This is a genomic window from Aeromonas sp. ASNIH5 (genome assembly GCF_002902865.1).
In the GTDB taxonomy this organism is placed as follows: Bacteria; Pseudomonadota; Gammaproteobacteria; order Enterobacterales; family Aeromonadaceae; genus Aeromonas; species Aeromonas caviae.
In genome coordinates, this window is the sequence record NZ_CP026122.1 from 4,049,948 (window position 1) to 4,067,403 (window position 17,456).

Here is a 17,456-nt window from a genome sequence, read left to right on the forward strand (position 1 = left end):
CTCGGCAAATCGTTCTGCGTAGAATGCCCGCCCATTGTTATAGGTTTTTGTGCGTGTCTGGCCTTGAGCAAAAGACACGCCTTTACGGAGTTAATCAAATGTACGCGGTATTCCAAAGCGGCGGAAAACAACACCGTGTGGCCGAAGGTCAAATCGTTCGTCTGGAAAAGCTGAACGTTGAGACTGGCGCTACCATCGACTTCAACGAAGTGCTGATGGTTGCTGCAGGCGACACTTTCAAAGTAGGTGCTCCTTTCGTTGAAGGTGGCAAGGTTGTGGCTGAAGTTGTGGCTCACGGCCGTGGCGAGAAAGTGACTATCGTCAAGTTCCGTCGTCGTAAGCACCACCGTAAGCAAGCGGGCCACCGTCAGTGGTTCACTGAAGTCAAAATCACTGGCATCAGCGCTTAATTAGAGGAGTCCGATAGATGGCACACAAAAAAGCTGGCGGTTCATCCCGCAACGGTCGCGATTCTGAAGCTAAACGCCTGGGCGTGAAGCGTTTCGGCGGCGAAACAGTTCTGGCTGGCAGCATCATCGTTCGTCAGCGCGGCACCAAGTTCCACGCTGGTGAGAACGTTGGTCTGGGCAAGGACCACACTCTGTTCGCTACCGCGAACGGTAAAGTGCAGTTCGAAGTTAAAGGTCCGCAGAATCGTAAGTACGTCAGCATCGTTGCTGAGTAATTACGGACCGCAAGGATCCGAAGCCCCGCCAACCTGGCGGGGCTTTTGTTTTTCTGATGAGTTTGACGAAAAAACGGCACGCGGATGAGCCGGCGCTGACAGCCCTCATCGGCCAGATGCGCCTCGCCCGAAGGGGCCCGTATCACTATAATTGCGTATCGGTTTTTCGAATTAAGGTGACGGTTACCTATGAAGTTTGTTGATGAAGTCCAGATTCGAGTCGATGCCGGTGACGGTGGTAACGGTTGTGTGAGCTTCCGCCGCGAGAAGTACATCCCGAACGGCGGCCCGGACGGCGGTGACGGCGGTGATGGTGGTGACGTGTATCTGGTGGCCGATGAAAACCTGAACACCCTGATCGACTACCGTTTCGAGCGCTTCCACGCCGCCGAGCGTGGCGAGAACGGCCAGAGTGCCAACTGTACCGGTCGTCGCGGCAAGGACAAGATCCTGCGAGTACCGGTCGGCACCCGCGCCACCGATGAAGACACCGGCGAACTGCTGGGAGATTTGACCAGTCACGATCAGAAGCTGCTGGTTGCCAAGGGCGGCTTCCACGGCCTTGGCAACACCCGCTTCAAGAGCTCGGTCAACCGGGCGCCGCGCCAGAAGAGCAACGGCACCCCGGGTGAAGTGCGTACCCTGAGGCTGGAGCTGCTGCTGCTGGCGGATGTCGGCATGCTGGGTCTGCCCAACGCAGGCAAGTCCACCTTCATTCGCGCCGTTTCTGCGGCCCGTCCGAAAGTGGCAGACTACCCCTTCACCACCCTGGTACCGAACCTGGGTGTGGTACGTGGTGAGAACTCCCGCTCCTTCGTCATTGCCGACATTCCCGGCCTCATCGAAGGGGCTGCCGAGGGGGCAGGCCTGGGGATCCGCTTCCTCAAGCACCTGGAGCGTTGCCGCGTCCTGATCCACCTGGTGGATATCTGCCCGGTGGATGGCTCCGATCCGGCCGAGAACGCCGTGACCATCGTCCGGGAGCTGGAAAAATACAGCCCCGAGCTTGCGGGCAAACCGCGCTGGCTGGTGTTCAACAAGATGGACCTGATCCTGGAAGAAGAGGCTCAGGAAGTGATGGACAGAGTCAAGGCAGCCCTCAACCACGAAGGTCCGGTCTACGCCATCACCGCCATCAGCAAGGAAGGCACCAAGAAGGTGTGCTACGACATCCTGGATCTGCTGGACACCATGCCCCGTCAGCTGGCGGAGGATGCCAGAGACGCCATCGAGAAGGTGGAGTTCAAGTGGGACGACTACCACAAGAACCAGCTTGCCAAGGCGGAAGCCGATGCCCTGGCGGCGTCCAAGGCCTTCGATGATGGCCTGGACGATGACGACTGGGACGATGAGGACGACGACGGCGTCGAAGTCATTTACGTTCGCGATTGAGCATCATGTTCGTGACAAGACCGGAGCCAGACAGGCTCCGGTTTTTTTTATGGGGCGATCGATGGGATCACCCTATAGATATATTTTTCATGTCTCTTATTGCCTGACAGTGGCTGCGGATTATACTGCGCACCTGAATGTAACCTGTATGAAACATTATGCTAACCATTCAAATTGAATCGATATGCATGACTGTTTTGGTTTGTTCTTATGGATGGTTCGCCTGATAAAATATTTATGCTTGAAATGATCAATTAACGGCTTGTTTGTGCAGTTTTTTGGGTTATTCTTGCGCCCGTTTTCCGGGCGAGGGCATGAGTATGCAGGCGGCCCGGCTGAAGGAAAAGTCATATTTAAGGCTGTTTATATGTTGGAAAAGACCCTGGAAGCACCGGCAATCCGTACTCGCCGCAACGTGCTGATGTTTTTGATCCCGTCACTGATCGGGATCCTGCTGTTCATGACCCCGGTCATCTATGACGGCAATGTCACCATTCCCGTCGCCGTGTTGGCGAAGCTGGTTCAAACGGTGTTTGCCGATCATCTGGTGGCCATGGTCAGCGCCATCATCACCACCACCATGCTGATGACCCTGATCGCCTGGCTGTTCAAACCGGCGATCCTGGTGAAACGCCCCTTCCTCAACAGCCTGTTCAACGTCTCCCCCTTCTGGGCGTGCGTGCGGGTGCTGGGCGGGGTCTTCGTGCTGTTGACCTTCTTTGAAGCCGGTCCCGAGGTACTGCGCTCAGGGGCGACCGGCGGCCTGGTGCTGCACGATCTGCTGCCGGTACTGTTCTCCGTCTTCATCTTTGCGGGTCTGCTGCTGCCCTTGCTGCTGGATTTTGGTCTGCTGGAGTTTGTCGGTACCATGATGACCCGCATCATGCGTCCGGTGTTCCGTCTGCCGGGTCGTTCTGCGGTGGACTGCTTCGCCTCCTGGCTCGGTGATGGCAGCGTCGGGATCCTGCTGACCAGCAAGCAGTATGAAGGCAAGTTCTACACCCAGCGGGAAGCGGCCGTCATCGGTACCACCTTCTCCGCCGTCTCCATCACCTTCTGTCTGGTGGTGATCTCCCAGGTGAAGCTGGAGCATATGTTCGTCCCCTTCTACCTGACCGTCTGCCTGGCCGGTGTGGTGGCCGCCATCGTGGTACCGCGCCTGCCGCCGCTCTCCTGGAAGAAGGATGTCTACAGCGACGGTACTCCCCTGTGCCGCAAGCAGGAGGCAATCCCCCATCAGCACAGCGTGCTGAGCTACGGCTACCATCGTGCCCTGACCAAGGCCGACAGCATGACGGATCTCGGCGCCGTGGCGCGTGAAGGGGTGAAAAACGCCCTGGACATGGTATTTGGCGTGCTGCCGGTGGTGATGGCCGTCGGGACCTGTGCCCTGATGCTGGCGGAGCACACCCCAGTGTTCAACTGGCTGGGGGCGCCCTTCGTGCCTTTGCTCGAGCTGCTGCAACTGCCGGAGGCGGAAGCCGCTTCCAAGACCATCATGGTGGGCTTCGCCGACATGTTCATCCCGGCGGTGCTGGCCTCCACCATCGAGAGCGACATCACCCGCTTCGTGATCGCCGCCATGTCGGTCACCCAGCTCATCTACATGTCGGAAGTGGGCGCTCTGTTGCTGGGCAGCAAGATCCCGGTCAAGTTGTGGGAGCTGTTCGTCATCTTCCTGCTGCGCACCCTGGTCACCCTGCCGGTGATTGCCGGTGTGGCGCACCTGCTGTTCTAAGGGGCGCAGTGGAACGAAAAACGGTCAACCCGGGTTGACCGTTTTTTTTATGGGCGAGTGCCAGCGGAAGGTCAGTGTGATCCTGCCAGCAGGGCCTGGCATTCTACCTCGTCCAGCTGCTCGGGGGCGAGGAAGCGTCTGGCGTAGTCCCGCCAGATGCCGCTCTCGATGAAGAGGGCAAACAGGGCCGGGTCTATGTGCTGTTCCTGCACCATCTTCACCATGATGGCCAGGGACTGGGAGACCGTCTTGCCTGACTTGTAGGGGCGATCGCTCGCCGTCAGCGCCTCGAAGATGTCTGCAATGGCCATGATGCGGGCTGGAATGCTCATCTGTCCCCCTTGCAACTGGCGCGGATAGCCCGTGCCGTCCATCCGTTCGTGATGGCCCCCCGCAATCTCCGGCACCTTGCGCAAATGGCGGGGGAAAGGAAGCTTCTCCAGCATGCGTATGGTCTGGATGATGTGATCGTTGATCTTGTAGCGCTCCTCTTCGGTGAGGGTGCCGCGGCCGATGGCGAGGTTGTAGCGCTCCCCCCTGTTGTAGAGGTGGGTGGGCACCCGCACCTTGAAGCCCCATGGGTTGTGTCGGGCGAGATTGTCGTGCTCGGGGCGAGGGATGAGATGGACCGCCTTGTCGGCGAGCAGCGACTCGCGGCAGGGGAGGGGAGAGGGGGCCTCCTGGTGGCGCTTGCGCTCCTCCTGACTGATGCCGAGCCGATCGTCCAGAGTGCGCAACCAGGTGCGGCTGGCAATGGTATCCAGCCTGGCGAGCTTCTCCGGCGCCATCCACTCGCCCCCCAGATTGCACTCGGCCACGAAGGCGAACTCCTGATCCAGGGTGTGCCAGAGGGGGAGCAGGGCCTCGAGGGCGGCCTGCTGCCCGGATGGGGGCAGCAGGGCGCAGAGCGCCTCAATGTGAGCATCCCGCTTGAGCACCTCGAAGCGGGTGCGGATCTCGTGGATCCTGTCGTAGATGGTCTCGAGTTTGGTCGCCTTGTCCACCACGAACTCCGGGGTGGTGACCTTGCCGCAGTCGTGCAGCCAGCTCGCGATATGGATGGCCTCCCACTCCTCTTCGTTGAGCCGGAAATCGGCAAAGGGCCCCGTCTGCTGTGAGCAGGCAGCCTGGGTCAGCATCCTGGCCAGTTCCGGCACCCGCTGGCAGTGGCCGCCGGTGTAGGGGCTCTTGGCATCGATGGCACCGGCGATGAGCTCGATGAAGGCTTCCAGCAGCTGCTTCTGCTCCTCCAGCAGGCGCTGGTTTTCGATGGCGGAGGAGGAGGTGCCCGCCAGCGCCTCGATGAGGCTGATGCGCGAGGCCAGTTCGCGGGCCGAGCAGTCTGGCAGGATCAGCAGCAGGCAGCCGATCAGCTCCTGACGGTGGTTGTGAAGGGGCTCGACCAGCAGTTGGCAGGCACCGGGGAAGGGGCCCCAGTCGGTGAGGTAGCGGGCCCACTGTGCCTCGTCGAGGGGCAGGCAGAGGCGCTCCGTGTGGTAGAGACCGCCGAGCAGCGCCGCCTGCCACTGTACCTGTTCGCACGCCAGCGGCTGCCCCTGCCAGATGGCGTGAACGGCCTGCATCTCGCTCTCCTGGGCCAGGAAGAGGCAGCCGCCCTCGGCCTGGGCAGCCGCCACCGTCTCGTGCAGGATGCGGCTGAGCAATGAATCGAAGCGATGCTCTGCCGCCAGTGCCCGGCCCATGTTCATGAAATTGCCGAGGGTCAGGCGCATGCTGGACATGGCGCGGGCGAGGTTGTCAATTTCGCGGATTGCCGAATCCGGCCCCGGGCTTTCGCCAAAGTCGAAGTGCTGGATCCGCTCAGCCTCCCCGGTCAATACCAGCAAGGGGGCGGCAGTGCGCCGGGCAGCCAGCCAGATGACGGGCAGCAGGAGCAGCAGACCGGCAAGGGCCCAGGCGAGATTGTGCAGCGCATCCTGGCGCGCCGGGGCGGTGAGCACCTCGGTGGGCACCAGGAGGGCGAGATAAAACGGGGACTCTTCCCCGAGGGAGGAGAGATTGACCAGCCACTCCTGACCCTGAACCGTTGCCAGGGTCAGCTCGGCGGGGTGATGCAGCAGGGCAGGCCGCGCGGCCATCTCTTGTTGCAGCCTGGTGAGAATGGGGTGATTGAGGGCCGACAGCATGGGCAGGCGGCTCAGTTGCTCGAAGCTTGGGAGGCGCTCGGGATCCGTGGCCAGCAGGGTCCCGACCTCGTCAAACAGCACCAGCTGGCTGTGACCGGGCAGGGGCAACTCGCCGATGAGGGAAGAGAGTCCCTCCACGCCCGCATCGAGCCCGATCACTGCCCGGCGATCGTCGCTCTCCACCGCCAGTGTCATGCCTGGCTCCCGGGTAGTGAAGAAGAGGTAGGGGTGGGTCACTATGATGCCCGTGCTCCAGCGCGCCTCCTTGTACCAGCCCCGATCTCGCGGATCGAAACGGTAGTCCGGCATGGGGCGCCGCTCCAGCAGCCGCAGCCGCTGGTCGAAATAGAGGAACTCTCCCTGTCCCTGATGCAGGCTCTGGACCAGCAGGCGGCTCTCGGGCGGAGGCGCCTCCAGCGCCCCTCTCGCCCGTTCGGTCAGCTTGCGAACCAGAAAGAAATCGCCGTCCTCGTAACCGGCATAGATGGCGCCGTAACTGGTGCTGTTGGCCAGTACTTCCGCCAGCTGGGGCAGGAAGGCGAGCCGCGTCTCGAGGTCTGTCATGGCGGACAGCTGGCCGCTGCGCAGCAGATTCAGGGACATGCGGGCCGGTCGCTGGTTCAGCTTGATGGCGAGGGCAAGCTGCTCCCGGTATTGCTGGAAGCTCTGACGTTCGTGCTCCAGCCCCTGCTGCATGCCCTGCTGGAACTGCAGCACGATGAGGGCGCCCCCCAGCAAGGAGAAGAGCAGGATGAAAAGGGTGGCAATGTGTACGTAAAAGGGTCTGCGACTGAGACTTGCGTTTGTCATGGACGGATCCTTGTCCCCTGGCGATCGCCGTATTGGTCACCTAACAGTGTGCTTGCTGGATGACAAAAAGCCTAGGACTCGATCTTGCGCTCTTCGGCCCCAAATCAACAGCCGGCCTCCGGGCTGCCCCCTTGCTCTGTGGTGAGATGATTCGTTCAGATATCTCGTGCTACATTGCTCCCCTGATAAACGCCCTGTGAACCAATGGAGTGTCCCATGTCTGTCGTCCCCTATTCCGTGCTGGATCTGGTGCCCGTTCCCGAAGGTGGCCTGCCGTCCGAGTCGTTTCGCCACTCGCTGGATCTGGCTCGCCATGCGGAGCGCTGGGGTTACCACCGCTACTGGCTGGCGGAGCACCACAACATGCCGGGCATTGCCAGCGCCGCCACAGCGGTGCTGATTGGCCACCTGGCCGGGGGCACCACGACGTTGCGGCTCGGGGCTGGCGGCATCATGTTGCCGAACCACTCCCCCCTGGTCATTGCGGAGCAGTTCGGTACGCTGAGTTCCCTCTATCCGGATCGCATCGATCTCGGCCTGGGCCGCGCCCCTGGCAGCGATCAGCGCACCATGCACGCGCTGCGCCGCCAGCGCAGCGGCGAGGTGGATGATTTCCCGGCGGATGTACGCGAACTGATGAGTTATTTTGGCGACGAGGTCGGTGCCGTGCAGGCGGTGCCGGGTCAGGGACTCCATGTGCCCATCTGGCTGCTGGGCTCCAGCCTCTACAGTGCCCAACTGGCTGCGGCCATGGGGTTGCCGTTCGGCTTTGCTTCCCACTTCGCTCCCGCCATGTTGCTGCAGGCGCTGGAGATCTACCGTACCCAATACCGCCCCTCTGCCCGCTGGCCCAAACCCCATGCGGTGGTGTGCGTGAATCTGATCGCCGCCGACACCGACCGTGAGGCCCGCTTCCTGTTCACCACCCTACAGCAGCAGTTCCTGCGTCTCTACCGGGGGGATGCCGGCAAGCTGCCACTGCCGGTGCAGACGCTGGGGGATGAGTGGTCTCCCCGCGAATTGATGGCGATGGAGCAGACCCTGGCTCGCTCCCTGGTGGGGGAGCCGGATCGGGTACGCCACGGCCTCAAGGCTCTGCTGGCAGAGACCGGAGCGGACGAGCTGATGTTCAACGGCCCCATCGTCGATCATCAGGCGCGCCTGCGCTCCTTCGAGATTGGTGCCGAGCTGATGCAGGGGTTGTAACCCCCGCGACGCCTGGCCGCCAGCGGCACGCCAAGCCTGGCTGCTCGGGGCGCAAAAGCCACGATTGCGTGGTAGTAACTTTATGATTTTTAAAGGAAGTCAGGTGAGTGTCGGCCATCTGTCGTGTCGCCTCTCATCCCCTTCCCCTATGCTGGCCCTGTCAATCACCACAAGGAGCGCAAGATGATCGTCAGGAAGTTGAGATTGCAACGGGGATGGTCCCAGGAACAGCTGGCGACCCTCACTGGCCTGAGCGTTCGCACCATTCAGCGAATAGAGCAGGGCCAGCAACCTGGACTGGAATCCCTCAAGGCCCTGGCCGCCGTCTTCGAGCTCGATGTGACCCAACTGCAGGAGAGCGAGATGAAAGGGAATGAGGGCGAAGATCGGGGACGCGTGCAGGTGGCGCGGGATGAGCGGGAGGCGATGAAGTTCGTGGAGGGGCTCAGGGGCTTCTACGGCCACCTCATGAGCTATGTGCTGGTGATAGGGGGGCTGTTCATCATCAACTACCTGAGCAACCCGGATTATATCTGGGCCTGGTGGCCCATGCTGGGCTGGGGGTTGGGATTGGCTTCTCACGCCATCAACCTGTTCCAGCCCTTCAAGCTGTTTGGCCCGGAATGGGAGCGGCGCCAGGTCGAGAAACGGCTGGGGCGCAGGCTCTGATCCGCTCATCATGAAAAAACGGGCCCGACATTGCCGGGCCCGTTCTGTTTTCAGCTCCATTTCGCAGGAGAGGGCATTGCTGTCCTCTCAACGGCGGATCATTCCCTTGTTCCGCAAAGAGCCGCTCTACTTGGCATAGGCCGGGCAGGGGGTGGCGATCAGGGCGTCGTCCTCGTAGCGCCACAGGGTGAGGCTGTTGCCCCAGACGCACCCGGTGTCGAGTCCCTTGATATCGGATTTGCCGGTGCTGCCCATCAGGGCCGCCCAGTGGCCGAAGACCAGGATGGGGTCATCCACATGGTGCTCGCGCTGCTCGAACCAGGGGCGCAGGCCCGGGGTCGATTCGGTGGGGCCCTTCTTGCATTTGAAGTCGAGGCGCCCGTCGAAGTAGCAAAAGCGCATCCGGGTGAAGCTGTTGATGATGTAGCGGTAACGCTCTATGCCCAGCAGGTTGTCGTTCCAGCTGTCGGGCTGATCGCCATACATGTTGTGCAGCAGCCAGCTGTACTGATCCCCGCGCAGCAGGCTCTCCACCTCCCGGGCGCAACTGCGGGCGGTGTGGGCGTCCCAGGCGGGGGAGAGGCCCGCATGCACCATCATGATGGGCAGGTCGGGGTGTTCTGCCAGCAGGGGACGGTGACGCAGCCACTCCAGCAGCTCGTCCCGATCCGGCGCCTCCATCAGCGCCTGCAGCTTGTCTTTCTTCTTGAGCGGGGCGACCCCGTGGGCCACCGCGAGCAGGTGCAGGTCGTGGTTGCCGAGCACGGTGACGGCCTGCTGCCCCAGTGATTTGACGAAACGCAGGGTGTTGAGGGAGTCCGGCCCCCGGGCGACGAGATCGCCGCACAGCCAGAGCGTGTCGTTATCGAAGTCGAACTCGGCAAGATCCAGCAGACGGCGCAAATCGTCGTAGCAGCCCTGGATATCACCGACGAAACAGTTCGCCATGAAACCTCAGTTGATTATGTTGGGGACGGCCAGCGTGAAGGGGGCGATGGGGGCTTCGAATTGTTGCCCCGATTCATCCTGCAGGATGTAGCTGCCTTCCATCACGCCAAGCGGTGTGGCGAGGGGAACGCCACTCTGGTAGGAAAAGGTCTCGCCGGGGGCGATCAGGGGTTGTTCACCGACCACGCCGGGACCTTCCACTTCCAGCATCTTGCCATTGGCATCCGTAATGAGCCAGCGTCGATGCAGCAGTTGCACCGTGCCCGGACCCAGGTTCTCAATCTCGATGCGATAGAGAAAATGGTAGGGATCTGCGGTTCCCGCCACATAGCTGGGGTGGGGGCGGACCACTATCCGGGCTTGGGTCATGGGATCAGGCCTGTTGCTGGTCGGCCAGCCAGTTGGCGATCGTGACGAACTGCTCGAGGGAGAGATTCTCCGGGCGCAGGTTGCCATCGATGCCAAGCTCGGTCAGCTGGGCGTCGGTGATGAAGTTGGAGAAGCTGTTGCGAATGGTCTTGCGACGCTGGCCGAAGCCTTCGGTGCAGACCCGGTTCAGGCAACGAATGTCTTTCGCGACGATAGTCGGGTTCTTGTGCGGGATCAGACGTACCACGGCGGAATCCACCTTCGGCGCCGGCTTGAAGGCGCCCGGGCCAACTTCCAGCACCGGCACTACCTGACAGTAGTACTGGGTCATCACGCTCAGACGGCCATAGGCCTTGCTGCCCGGGCCGGCGGCCAGACGCAGCACCACTTCCTTTTGCAGCATGAAGTGCATGTCCTCCACCCGGTCGGCAAATTCGCACAGGTGGAAGATGAGCGGGGTGGAGATGTTGTAGGGCAGGTTGCCGAAGATGCGCAGCGGCCCCTTGCCTTCCCCCATCAGGGTGCTGAAGTCAAAGCGCATGGCATCGGCTTCGATGACGGTCAGCTTCTCCTTGAGGGTCGGGTGTTCGCGCAGACGTGCGGCAAGATCTCGGTCCAGCTCGACCACGGTCATCTTGTCCATCTGGGCGGCGACCGGCTCGGTGAGCGCGGCCAGACCCGGGCCTATCTCCACCAGATTCTGACCCGGTTGCGGGTTGATGGCGGCCACTATCTGGTCGATCACATACCGGTCGTGCAAGAAGTTCTGACCGAAACGCTTACGGGCCGTGTGGCCCATGTGCACCTTACTGCTCATATCTTTTTTTCTCTACCATCTGGATGGCGTGGTTGATCGCGGTGGTGAGGCTGCCGGGGTCTGCCAGGTTCTTGCCTGCCAGATCCAGCGCGGTGCCGTGGTCCACCGAGGTACGGATGAAGGGAAGTCCGAGGGTGATGTTGACCGAGTTGCCAAAGCCCTTGTACTTGAGCACGGGCAGCCCCTGATCGTGGTACATGGCGAGTACCGCATCCGCATCCTTGAGGTATTTGTCCTGGAACAGGGTATCGGCCGGCAGCGGGCCGACCAGATCGATCCCTTCCTGGCGCAGGGCGGCCAGGGCGGGTTCGATGACATCGATCTCTTCACGGCCCAGATGACCCCCTTCCCCGGCATGGGGATTGAGGCCGCAGACATAGATCCGAGGGTGTTCGATGCCGAACTTGCGCTTGAGATCCGCATCCAGGATGCGGATCACCTTGCCAAGGCGATCCTCGGTGATGGCCTTGGCCACATAGGCAAGGGGAATATGGGTGGTCGCGAGGGCCACTCTCAGCCCTTCGGTGGCCAGCAGCATCACCACATCGGCGGTGTCGGACTGCTGGGCGAAGAACTCGGTGTGACCGCTGAACGAGACGCCCGCCTGGTTGATGATCCCCTTGTGCACCGGCCCGGTCACCACGGCGGCAAATTCGCCGCTCAGGTTGCCGTCGCAGGCGCGCTGCAAGGTGGCCAGCACATAGGCGCCGTTGCCCTCATCCAGCTTGCCTGGCACCACGGGGGCGCCGAGCGGCACGGGGCAGACGGTCAGAGTCCCCGCCCGCTGCGGACGGGTGGGGGCGCTTTCGTCATAGGGTTCAAGCTCGACGGACAGCCCCAGCAGGGCGGCCCGTTCGCGCAACAGGGCGGGATCGGCGATCACAACCAGCTGATGGGGCCAGGCCCGCTGGGCAATCTGCAGGACCAGATCCGGGCCTATGCCAGCCGGTTCACCCGGGGTGATGGCAAGCCGGTGGCAGCTCAGCTGTGCCTCGGCGTGCCCTGGATGCGCCTTGTTCATCTGCTTGTCGCCCATCAATTGGGTTCGATCTGGATGTAGGCTTCGTCGCGCAGCTCATCCAGCCAGGCCTGGGACTCTTCGGCGAAGCGGCGGTTGAAGATGAGCTGGTAGGCGCGTTGCTCCTGGGCCTTGCCGGTGGCGTCCTGGCTGCGGCGATCCTCGAGCTGCACGATGTGCCAGCCGTGGCTGGTGCGGAAGGGTTCGCTGATCTGGCCCGGTTGCAGGCGCCCCAGCATGTCGCGGAATTCCGGCACATAGACGTTGGGATCAGACCAGCCCAGCTCGCCACCCTGCACCGCAGAGCCCGGATCCTCGGAGTATTTCTCTGCCATGCTGGCAAAGCTGGCCTTGCCGCTCTTGATGTCGTGCAGGATGCCGTCCAGGGTGCCCTTGGCCTTCTCCTCGCTCAGGATGATGGAGGGCTTGATCAGGATGTGGCGCGCCTTCACCTCGGTCTGCATGACCTGTTGCTGACCCTTGGTGTCGAAGATCTTGATGATGTGCAGACCGGCGCCGGAGCGCAGCGGGCCGACGATGTCACCCTTGCCGGCCCCTTGCACGGCTTCCGCCATCAGGGTGGGCATCTCCTGCGGGCTCAACCAGCCCCAGTCACCCCCTTCCAGCGCCTTGGGACCGTTACTCTCGGCAATGGCCAGCTTGCGGAAGTCGGCCCCCTCTTTCAGGGACGCCAGAATGCGCTCGATCTTGGCCTTGGCAGCGTTGAGCTGCTCGGCATTCGGGTTGTCCGGCAGTGCGACCTGGATATGGCCGATATGATATGACGTCTGCTGCTGGCCCTGTTTGCTCAGGGCCTCGACCACCTGTTTGACCTCCTGATCGGAGATGTTGATGCGACGGCGGACCTGGCTGCGGCGCACCTCGTTCATCAGGATCTCGCGGCGCACCTCCTCACGGTACTGGGCGTAGGTCAGGCCTTCCCGCTCCAGTTGGGCGCGCAGTTGCTCCAGGTTCATCTTGTTGTCGGCGGCGATGCTCTGAATGGCCTGTTCCAGCTGGGTGTCACTGATCTTGAGCCCCTGGCGCTCCGCCAGTTGCAGTTGCAGGCTCTCCTGGATCAGGCGATCCAGCGCCTGCTTGCGCAGGGTGACGTCATCGGGCAGGGACTGGCCGCTCTCCTGGGCGGAGGCCTTGACCTTTTGCACCAGGGCCTCTTGCTGACTGGCCAGCACCACATCCTTGTTGACCACGGCAAGCACCTTGTCCATCAGCTCGGGGGCGGCGAGGGCACCCTGGCTCATGACTCCGAACAGGCCTGCGGTCAGCAGGGAAATCAACGTCTTCTTCATATCCATCTCTCAAGGCGTTTGCCAGACCGATTACTGGTCTCGCAGGTTAAACGGACGAATGTAAGGCAGTGCTTCGGTGTCCAGGGAAGTGCCCTTGGAGCCGGTACCCACGCTACCCAATCCTTTCATTTCAAATTGAATGCCGAGGCTGCGCTCGGACGTCGGGGTCAGGTTCACGTTGTCTGGCGTGTTGACCCATTCCAGGTTGAAGTTGATGCTCCAGCAGCAGGAGTCGTATTTCAGACCCACCTTGCGGTCCACTTTGACGTTCTGATTGAGCTCCTGATAGTAGCCGCCATAAAGGTGCCAGCGATCGTCCAGCGGGGTGGTCAGCAGCAGGCCGATCTGGTTGAGATCCGTCACCTGCCCCTTGTGGTCGAGGTCGTAGTTGGCATCCCGCACGAAGCGGTGGTTCAACTGGCTGATCAACTTCTCGTGACGGTATTCCAGTGCGCTGTTGGCAGAGCTTATCTGGCGCTGTTCCATATCATATTGTGCCCCCGCATGGGCATACCACTGCTCGTTGATCTTGGCGTCACCCTCGAACGACAGCGGGGAGCGGGTATTGGTGCTCAGCTCATCGCTGCTGTAAAGCTTGACCCTGGGCGCAACGAAGTCGAAGGCTTGGGCAACGGCCAACCGGATTCGTTCATCCCCGGCCGGATCATAAATGCGGGTGGTGACCCCAAAGGAGAGCCGGTTGGAGTCGCTGATGCGGTCCAGACCGGCGAAGCGGCGATCGCTGAACAGGCTGTAGTAGTCCTGGCGCATGGTGGTGGAGTCATAGACACCGATGTTGTCCTGATCCTTGTAGGGCACATAGAGGTACTGGAATTCAGGTTCCAGGGTCTGGTTGGCTCCCTCGCCAAACCACTGCTGATCCCGCTCGAAGGTCATGCCGCCCTTGAGACGGAACGAGGGCAGTACCCGGGTGATGGCCCCCTCTTCCAGAGTGACATTTTCTTGTTTCCCGGTTCCGGTATTGATGCCTTTTGACGTTGGATCAAATTTGTCACGGAATGCCTGGCTCATGTTGTCCGGTACCGTCTGGTCGTAACGGGTGTACATCAGCTTGTATTGGCTGTCGAGGAAGTAGCCCGCCTCGTCAACGAGGGGGATGGTCAGGGTGGGGGCCGTGTAGACCCGGGTGCCGGTATAGGCTTCCCCCTTGTTCTGCTCGATGGCCTGATCGTTGTTGTAGCCGAAGTTGGTCAGCTCGGTATTCCAGGCCAGATCGTACCAGCTGCCCTGCTGGTAGTAGTTGTGGTTGATGCGCGGCATCAGCTCGTGGGGCTGCTGGGCGCTGGCCAGCAGGATCTGATAGGTCCGTACCTCGGCATCGAGGTTCCAGTTCTGCTGGTAGTAACCTGCCTTCAGGGATTGCTGCAACTGGTTGTCGACCTGGGTCCCCACCTTGGGGGTGAAGTCGTTGAAGTAGTTGTAGTCCTGGTCCCGTACCTTGGTGTAGTCCACCGACACCCGCATGGCGTTGTCCATGAACATGGAGGTGTGGCGGGCACTGAGCAGGTAACGGTGACCGTCAGAGAGATGCTGATTGAGGCTGGCCGTCTCGTCGTACTGCTTGTCGTCTGCCAGGTTCTCGAAGTAGAGGCTCCCCACGTGGGCCGGGTCCGGCATGTAGCGGAACTCGACCTGTTCCATCAGGCCCCGTCTGTCCATGAAGCGGGAGGTGATGGTGGCATCGTAGTTGGGGGCGATGTTCCAGTAGAACGGCTGGGTGATGTCCATGCCGTTCTTGGAGCTTTGGGTATAGCCTGGGTAGAGCAGACCTGTCTTGCGCTCATCCTTGATGGGGAAGTTGATATAAGGGAAGTAGAAGACCGGATAGTCATAGAGCCAGAGGCTGGCGTTCCAGGCCTCCCCGAATACCTCGGACTGATCGATGTCGATGCTGCCGGCCTTCAGGGTCCAAGCCTCCTGGCCCGGTGGGCAGGTGGTGTACTGGGCCCCTTCCAGAGTGATGTTCTGGTTGTTGTTGGTCATGGTCACCTTTTCGGCGAAGCCGCGCACCGGTGAGCCATGGACCTGATACTTGCCCTCTTCCAGCTCGGAGTTCTTGGTGTCCAGGTTGGATTTCAGGGTCTTGTCGCTGGTGACCGTGATCTGGCCATCGTTGTAATAGATGTTGCCGATGGCGATGACATCCCGGCTCTTCTGGTCGAGCTGGGCATAGTCGGAGTCGAACTTGCGCACGCCCTGGCGCACCTTGACGTCACCCTCGTAGACGGCGGTACCGCCCTGCTTGGCCTCCAGGCGATCGGCATCCACCTCGACGGGCTGGGCATTGGCGTCCTGGCCCGCAGTGGGCTTCTCTATCTTGGGGACATAGTCATAGCAGAGGCTGTCGAGGATCCCGGTAGCGGGTGGCGCATTGAGTGGCGCTGCCTGGGCCATGAGCGGGCTCAGGGCAGGAACAAGGCTGATGGTCAGGGCGATGGGACAGGAGTATCCCAGTGTCCATTTTGTCATGTGAAAGGCTCGCGCAATCCGTAGTAAAAACGGTGGATTCAGGGCATGCATTTTATGTCAGGATCCATCGAGTTGACATTGCATGTCATTGCTTTATGTTAGCCGGCAATGATAAAGCATTATTGCGGCCAGGGCTAACAGCCAAGTGCTGCTTTCCAATTTGGTTCCCGACTCATGCACGATCGCGCTTCCCTGCTTTTGCAATGGGCTCGCCGGATTTCCGGTGACGCCAACCTCTCGTTGACGCTTATTTCCGGTGACGCCAGTTTCCGCCGCTACTTCCGGGGCGGCGGTCTGGTGTGGGTGGATGCTAATCCGAAAACCGAAAAAAATCATGAATTCGTTCGCAATGCGACCGCCCTGCACGATGCGGGGCTGCTGGCCCCCGAGGTAAAGGGGGTCGACTACGAGCAGGGATTGCTGGCGGTGACGGATCTGGGGGATACCCAGCTTATCGGCTGCCTGAACGAAGAGAGCGTACTGGCCTGGTATGGCAAGGCCATCGCCCTGCTGCCAGGGCTCGGCGCCGTGGCGCTCGAGCTCGAGCCCTTCGATGAGGCCTTCATGGCCCGCGAAAATGCCATCTTCCCCGAGTGGTTGCTGGGGCATCACCTGCAACTGGCCCTGAGTGATGAAGAGCAGCAGTTGCTGGCGGAGACCTTCGCCTGCCTCACGGCGAGCAACCAGGCCCAGCCACAAGGAGTGATGCACCGGGACTTTCACAGCCGCAACCTGATGGTGTGCGGCGGCGAGACCCCGGCCGACAGCGAGCTGGCGGTGATCGACTTCCAGGACATGGTCATCGGGCCGCTGAGCTATGACCTGGTCTCCCTGCTCAAAGATTGCTACGTGCGCTGGCCGGACGTGGTGATCGAGCAGGGCATGCGACTTGGCTTCGACACCCTGCAAGGGGCCGGTCTGCTCGGCAATCTGGACTATGCCGCGTTTCGTCGCGCAGCCGATCTCACCGGCATGCAGCGCCACCTCAAGGCGGCGGGGATCTTCACCCGCCTCTATCACCGCGATGGCAAGGCCGGCTACCTCAAGGACATTCCCCGTACCCTGGGCTACGTCGTTGATGTCTGTCGCAGCCATGGCGCCGCCTATCCGGTGCTGGCCCGCTTCGGCCAGTGGCTGGAGCAGGTGGTGCTGCCCGGATTGGCGCGCACCGGGGTGACACCATGAAGGCGATGATCCTGGCCGCCGGGCGCGGCGAGCGGATGCGTCCGCTCACCGATCTGCTGCCCAAGCCGCTGCTGGCGGCGGGGGGCAAGCCGCTCATCGTGCACCATATCGAAAAACTCAAGGCAGCCGGCGTGACCACACTTGTCATCAACCACGCCTGGCTCGGACACAAGCTGGTGGCGGCCCTCGGCGATGGCAGTGCACTCGGGGTATCCATCCACTGGTCGGCCGAAGAGAGCGCGCTCGAGACCGCCGGCGGCATCGTGCAGGCGCTGCCCCTGCTGGGCTGCGAACCCTTTCTGGTGATCAACGGCGATACCTGGCTCGACCTGGATTATCGCGCTCTGGTGAACCAGCCGCTTGGGGAGGAGCTCGCCCACCTCTGGCTGGTGCCCAACCCTCCCCAGCACCCGCAAGGGGACTTCTCCCTGCAAGCGGGTCGGGTGCTGGACACCCCGGCCCTCACCTTCAGCGGCGTCGGCCTCTATCAGCCTGCCGCCTTTGCCGGCTTGCCCTGCGGGGCGCGCAAGCTGGCCCCCCTGCTGCGCGACTGGATGGCGCAGGGACGGGTGGGTGGCAGCCTGCTGGCAGGCGAGTGGCGCGACATCGGCACAGTGGATCGGCTGCGCGAGCTGGACGAGCAACTGCTCGCCGGCACCCATTAACATCACG

15 protein-coding genes are annotated in these 17,456 nt (G+C 61.7%); 8 read left to right on the forward strand and 7 right to left on the reverse strand.

Annotated elements, in window-relative coordinates:
- Positions 1-98: 98 nt before the first annotated feature.
- From rplU to C2U30_RS19115, 4 genes are all read left to right on the forward strand, one after another.
- Positions 99-410, forward strand: coding sequence for a 50S ribosomal protein L21 (gene rplU, locus C2U30_RS19100; protein WP_005304210.1), 312 nt, complete (start codon positions 99-101; stop codon positions 408-410).
- Positions 411-427: 17 nt separating this feature from the next.
- Entirely contained in the window at positions 428-685 is a 258-nt protein-coding gene (rpmA, locus tag C2U30_RS19105) for a 50S ribosomal protein L27 (protein ID WP_010673199.1), read from the forward strand.
- Between the two features lie 189 nt (positions 686-874).
- On the forward strand, positions 875-2,077 hold the full coding sequence (cgtA, locus tag C2U30_RS19110; protein WP_010673200.1) for an Obg family GTPase CgtA: 1,203 nt from the start codon (positions 875-877) through the stop codon (positions 2,075-2,077).
- A 367-nt stretch (positions 2,078-2,444) separates the two neighbouring features.
- Positions 2,445-3,815, forward strand: coding sequence for a YjiH family protein (locus C2U30_RS19115; RefSeq protein ID WP_010673201.1), 1,371 nt, complete (start codon positions 2,445-2,447; stop codon positions 3,813-3,815).
- A gap of 71 nt (positions 3,816-3,886) precedes the next feature.
- On the opposite strand, the gene C2U30_RS19120 is transcribed toward C2U30_RS19115, so the two are convergent.
- Positions 3,887-6,772, reverse strand: coding sequence for an HD domain-containing phosphohydrolase (locus tag C2U30_RS19120; RefSeq protein ID WP_103244304.1), 2,886 nt, complete (start codon positions 6,770-6,772; stop codon positions 3,887-3,889).
- Between the two features lie 216 nt (positions 6,773-6,988).
- Between C2U30_RS19120 and C2U30_RS19125 the strand changes: the two genes are divergently transcribed.
- The gene (locus C2U30_RS19125) at positions 6,989-7,978 is read left to right on the forward strand and encodes a luciferase-like monooxygenase (protein ID WP_103244305.1); all 990 of its coding nucleotides are present in this window, start codon (positions 6,989-6,991) and stop codon (positions 7,976-7,978) included.
- A gap of 183 nt (positions 7,979-8,161) precedes the next feature.
- On the forward strand, positions 8,162-8,647 hold the full coding sequence (locus tag C2U30_RS19130; protein ID WP_045523772.1) for a 2TM domain-containing protein: 486 nt from the start codon (positions 8,162-8,164) through the stop codon (positions 8,645-8,647).
- A 126-nt stretch (positions 8,648-8,773) separates the two neighbouring features.
- On the opposite strand, the gene C2U30_RS19135 is transcribed toward C2U30_RS19130, so the two are convergent.
- The 6 genes from C2U30_RS19135 to lptD are packed head-to-tail and all read right to left on the reverse strand — an operon-like array spanning position 8,774 to position 15,599.
- Positions 8,774-9,595 (reverse strand): symmetrical bis(5'-nucleosyl)-tetraphosphatase, encoded by an 822-nt coding sequence (locus C2U30_RS19135; protein ID WP_103244306.1) that lies wholly within the window; start codon positions 9,593-9,595, stop codon positions 8,774-8,776.
- 6 nt (positions 9,596-9,601) lie between these two features.
- Positions 9,602-9,964 (reverse strand): Co2+/Mg2+ efflux protein ApaG, encoded by a 363-nt coding sequence (apaG, locus tag C2U30_RS19140; protein ID WP_010673206.1) that lies wholly within the window; start codon positions 9,962-9,964, stop codon positions 9,602-9,604.
- Between the two features lie 4 nt (positions 9,965-9,968).
- On the reverse strand, positions 9,969-10,781 hold the full coding sequence (gene rsmA, locus C2U30_RS19145) for a 16S rRNA (adenine(1518)-N(6)/adenine(1519)-N(6))-dimethyltransferase RsmA (protein ID WP_010673207.1): 813 nt from the start codon (positions 10,779-10,781) through the stop codon (positions 9,969-9,971).
- Positions 10,771-11,766, reverse strand: coding sequence for a 4-hydroxythreonine-4-phosphate dehydrogenase PdxA (gene pdxA, locus C2U30_RS19150; protein ID WP_080944220.1), 996 nt, complete (start codon positions 11,764-11,766; stop codon positions 10,771-10,773). The genes rsmA and pdxA overlap by 11 nt, the downstream gene beginning before the upstream one ends.
- Positions 11,767-11,816: 50 nt before the next feature.
- Complete coding sequence (gene surA / locus C2U30_RS19155; RefSeq protein ID WP_010673209.1) at positions 11,817-13,109, reverse strand: peptidylprolyl isomerase SurA; 1,293 nt, start codon at positions 13,107-13,109, stop codon at positions 11,817-11,819.
- A gap of 30 nt (positions 13,110-13,139) precedes the next feature.
- Entirely contained in the window at positions 13,140-15,599 is a 2,460-nt protein-coding gene (gene lptD, locus C2U30_RS19160) for an LPS assembly protein LptD (protein ID WP_103244307.1), read from the reverse strand.
- A gap of 174 nt (positions 15,600-15,773) precedes the next feature.
- Between lptD and C2U30_RS19165 the strand changes: the two genes are divergently transcribed.
- Positions 15,774-16,784 carry an aminoglycoside phosphotransferase family protein gene (locus C2U30_RS19165; RefSeq protein ID WP_103244308.1) on the forward strand — a complete coding sequence of 337 codons (1,011 nt, stop codon included), beginning with the start codon at positions 15,774-15,776 and terminating at the stop codon, positions 16,782-16,784.
- A complete protein-coding gene (gene murU, locus C2U30_RS19170; RefSeq protein WP_103244309.1) occupies positions 16,781-17,449 on the forward strand; it encodes an N-acetylmuramate alpha-1-phosphate uridylyltransferase MurU in 669 nt (222 codons plus the stop codon). The genes C2U30_RS19165 and murU overlap by 4 nt, the downstream gene beginning before the upstream one ends.
- Positions 17,450-17,456: the final 7 nt, after the last annotated feature.

Coding starts and splice junctions, on each gene's coding strand:
- C2U30_RS19125 (WP_103244305.1), top strand. CDS start 6,989: ATGTCTGTCGTCCCCTATTCCGTGCTGGATCTGGTGCCCGTTCCCGAA.
- rplU (WP_005304210.1), top strand. CDS start 99: ATGTACGCGGTATTCCAAAGCGGCGGAAAACAACACCGTGTGGCCGAA.
- cgtA (WP_010673200.1), top strand. CDS start 875: ATGAAGTTTGTTGATGAAGTCCAGATTCGAGTCGATGCCGGTGACGGT.
- C2U30_RS19135 (WP_103244306.1), bottom strand. CDS start 9,595: ATGGCGAACTGTTTCGTCGGTGATATCCAGGGCTGCTACGACGATTTG.
- C2U30_RS19115 (WP_010673201.1), top strand. CDS start 2,445: ATGTTGGAAAAGACCCTGGAAGCACCGGCAATCCGTACTCGCCGCAAC.
- apaG (WP_010673206.1), bottom strand. CDS start 9,964: ATGACCCAAGCCCGGATAGTGGTCCGCCCCCACCCCAGCTATGTGGCG.
- surA (WP_010673209.1), bottom strand. CDS start 13,109: ATGAAGAAGACGTTGATTTCCCTGCTGACCGCAGGCCTGTTCGGAGTC.
- murU (WP_103244309.1), top strand. CDS start 16,781: ATGAAGGCGATGATCCTGGCCGCCGGGCGCGGCGAGCGGATGCGTCCG.
- C2U30_RS19120 (WP_103244304.1), bottom strand. CDS start 6,772: ATGACAAACGCAAGTCTCAGTCGCAGACCCTTTTACGTACACATTGCC.
- rsmA (WP_010673207.1), bottom strand. CDS start 10,781: ATGAGCAGTAAGGTGCACATGGGCCACACGGCCCGTAAGCGTTTCGGT.
- C2U30_RS19165 (WP_103244308.1), top strand. CDS start 15,774: ATGCACGATCGCGCTTCCCTGCTTTTGCAATGGGCTCGCCGGATTTCC.
- lptD (WP_103244307.1), bottom strand. CDS start 15,599: ATGACAAAATGGACACTGGGATACTCCTGTCCCATCGCCCTGACCATC.
- C2U30_RS19130 (WP_045523772.1), top strand. CDS start 8,162: ATGATCGTCAGGAAGTTGAGATTGCAACGGGGATGGTCCCAGGAACAG.
- rpmA (WP_010673199.1), top strand. CDS start 428: ATGGCACACAAAAAAGCTGGCGGTTCATCCCGCAACGGTCGCGATTCT.